The following is a 2,476-nucleotide window of genomic DNA, read 5'->3' as shown; positions in this document are numbered from 1 at the left end:
GTCGAGGCGCAACTGCACGGCGTCCGGCCGCGGGGCGGCGGAGGCCGCGCCCGGTGCCAGGACGCCGGCCACCACGGCTGCGCCGACCACCGCGGTCACGGCCGCCGCCATCCTGCGCCGGCCGGTGCGGAGGCGGTTCGGAAGGGGGTGCTGCCGTGCGTGCTGGTTCATGGGAAAGCCCCTCTGATCAGGGCGCCGGAGCTCTTCTCGGCGCCCTCCAAGAGGATCATTCGACGAACCGTCAATCCGTCCGCGCAGGGGACGAAACCGCACCGGGATCGTGCTCCGGGGCGGGGCCGGGCACGGGACCGTACTCCCGGGGCCTGCGGGGGCAACTCCTAAGACGGTGCCGCCTGGTGGAGCCGGGTGAGCAGGGCCATCAGCTGCTTGCGCTCGTCCGGGGCGAGCGGCGCCAGCAGTTCGGCGTTGGCGGCTTCGGCCAGCGCGCCGCAGCGAGCGAGGACGGCGGCGCCCTCCGGGGTGACGGTGACGGCGTTCTTGCGGCGGTCGGAGGGGTGGGGGCTGCGCAGGACGAGGCCCTCGGCCTGGAGGTGGTTGAGGATGCCGACCATGTCCTTGGGGTCGACGGACAGCCGGCGGCCCAGGTCGGCCTGGGTGACCGGTCCGTACTCGGCCGTCGCGGCCAGGACCGCGTGCTGCATGAGCTTCAGCCCCTCCGCGGCGATGGCGTCGGCGACTATCCCCCGGCCGCGCGCCGCGACCCGGCCGACGAGCCAGGTCGGCAGGGACTGGATGTGCTGGAGCGCGGAGGCGGGGTCCGAGGCGGGAGCCGAGGTCGGCTCCGGGGTCAGGTCCGAGGTCATGGGTTCAGCCTATCCAAAAAACCGTTGGACATCCCAATGATATTCACCCTATCGTTGGGACATCCAATGAGTTCGGACGAGGGAGGTCCTGTGCTGCGCATTCGCCATGAGGTCAACGGCGGACCGGAGGTGCTGTTCGCCGAGGAGGTCGACCGGCCCGAGCCGGGCGCGGGGGAGCTCCTGGTCCGGGTGGAGGCGGTCGGGGTGACCCTGCCCACCGTGCGCAAGCTGCGGGAGAGCGGCGAGCCGGTCCCGCTCGGCGGTGAGGTCGCGGGGGAGATCGTCGCGCTGGGGGCGGGAGTCACCGGCTTCGGGGTCGGAGACCGCGTCACCGGGCTGTGCTTCGCCGACGCCTACGCCGAGTTCGCCGTCCTGAACGGCGCCATGGCGTCCCGGATCCCGGACGGCGCGACCGCCGTGGAGGCGGTCGCGCTGGTCCGCAGCGGGCTGGTCGCGCGCGGCGCCTACGAGGCCGCGCGTCCGGAGCCCGGTGAATCGGTCCTGGTCACGGCGGCGGCCAGTGCGGTGGGCGCGCTCGCCCTCCAGTGCGCCAAGGCGGGTGGAGCGTCCCGCGTCGTCGCCGCCGTCAGCAGCGCCGACAAGGCCGACTTCGTCCGCGGACTGGGCGCCGACGAGGTCGTGCTCTACGAGGACACCGACTGGGGCGGCCCGTACGACGTGATTCTCGACGGCGTCGGCGGCGAGCTGCTCGGCCCCGCCGTCCGGGCCCTGGCGACAGGCGGCCGGCTGGTGGCCTTCAGCTCCGGCGGCGGCACTGTGGAGGCGTACGAACTCCTGCTCCGCGGCGCCTCGTTGATCGGCTTCCAGATGCGGGCCGTCGCCGTCGGCAGGCCCGAGCTCTACCACCGCTGGCTGCGCGAGCTCTGGCAACTGCGCGACGCGGGCACCCTGCGCACCACCGTGCACGAGGAGATCCCGCTCCGCGACGCCGCCCGGGCCCACGCCCTCATCGAGCAGCGGCGCAACCTCGGCAAGGTCGTCCTCGTCCCGTAGGGCCCATGGGCCCGTCCGGTCGATCGAGCGACTCGCCAGGGAAAATGCGGTGGCGGCAGGGGCGTTCGCGGGCGATCATGGCCCGCATGAATGATCAACCCGAGCGGTGGACCCAGGCGACCGTCTACCCCGACATGTGGCTGAACCCCGACGACGACCCCCGTGACAACGAAGGGCCTTCGCCGGACGGGGAGTTGCCGACCCTGCGGGAGGCGATCACCAACTACCGGCTCACCCTGCGGCTCAAGTGCGAGGGTCTGGACGCCGAGCAGCTCGCCCGCCGCTCGGTGCCGCCGTCGACGATGTCGCTGCTCGGCCTGGTCCGCCATCTCGCCGAGGTGGAGCGGGACTGGCACAACTGGATCACCGACGGCGAGCGGCTGCCCAAGCTCTACGGGGCGCGGGACGCGGACTTCGACGGAGCCGTGGCCGAACAGGCCGTGGTGGACGCCGCGTTCGCCGATCTGGAGCGCGAACAGGCGGCCCTGGACGCGACGTTGGCCGTCCACCAGGCGGACCTCGGTGCGCGCGTGGGCCGGGAGGGGCTGGCGATCCGCGAGGTCATGCTGCACATGGTGGACGAGTACGCCCGCCACTGCGGCCACGCCGATCTCCTGCGCGAGTGCGTGGACGGCCGG

General features: G+C 73.1%; 3 protein-coding genes. 2 read left to right on the top strand and 1 reads right to left on the bottom strand.

The window, feature by feature from the left end; genetic code table 11:
- Positions 1-338: 338 nt before the first annotated feature.
- Positions 339-824, bottom strand: coding sequence for a MarR family winged helix-turn-helix transcriptional regulator (locus VR45_RS39725; RefSeq protein ID WP_078897506.1), 486 nt, complete (start codon positions 822-824; stop codon positions 339-341).
- A 90-nt stretch (positions 825-914) separates the two neighbouring features.
- On the opposite strand from VR45_RS39725, the gene VR45_RS39720 reads away from it, so the two are divergent.
- Positions 915-1,838, top strand: coding sequence for a zinc-binding dehydrogenase (locus VR45_RS39720; RefSeq protein WP_045944837.1), 924 nt, complete (start codon positions 915-917; stop codon positions 1,836-1,838).
- Between the two features lie 77 nt (positions 1,839-1,915).
- Positions 1,916-2,476: DinB family protein (locus tag VR45_RS39715; protein ID WP_045944836.1), on the top strand; the 561-nt coding region annotated here is incomplete at its 3' end.

The sequence above is a fragment of the Streptomyces sp. NRRL S-495 genome, assembly GCF_000966955.1.
Classification (GTDB): Bacteria; Actinomycetota; Actinomycetes; order Streptomycetales; family Streptomycetaceae; genus Kitasatospora; species Kitasatospora purpeofusca.
This window is presented reverse-complemented; position numbering and strand designations above follow the sequence as displayed.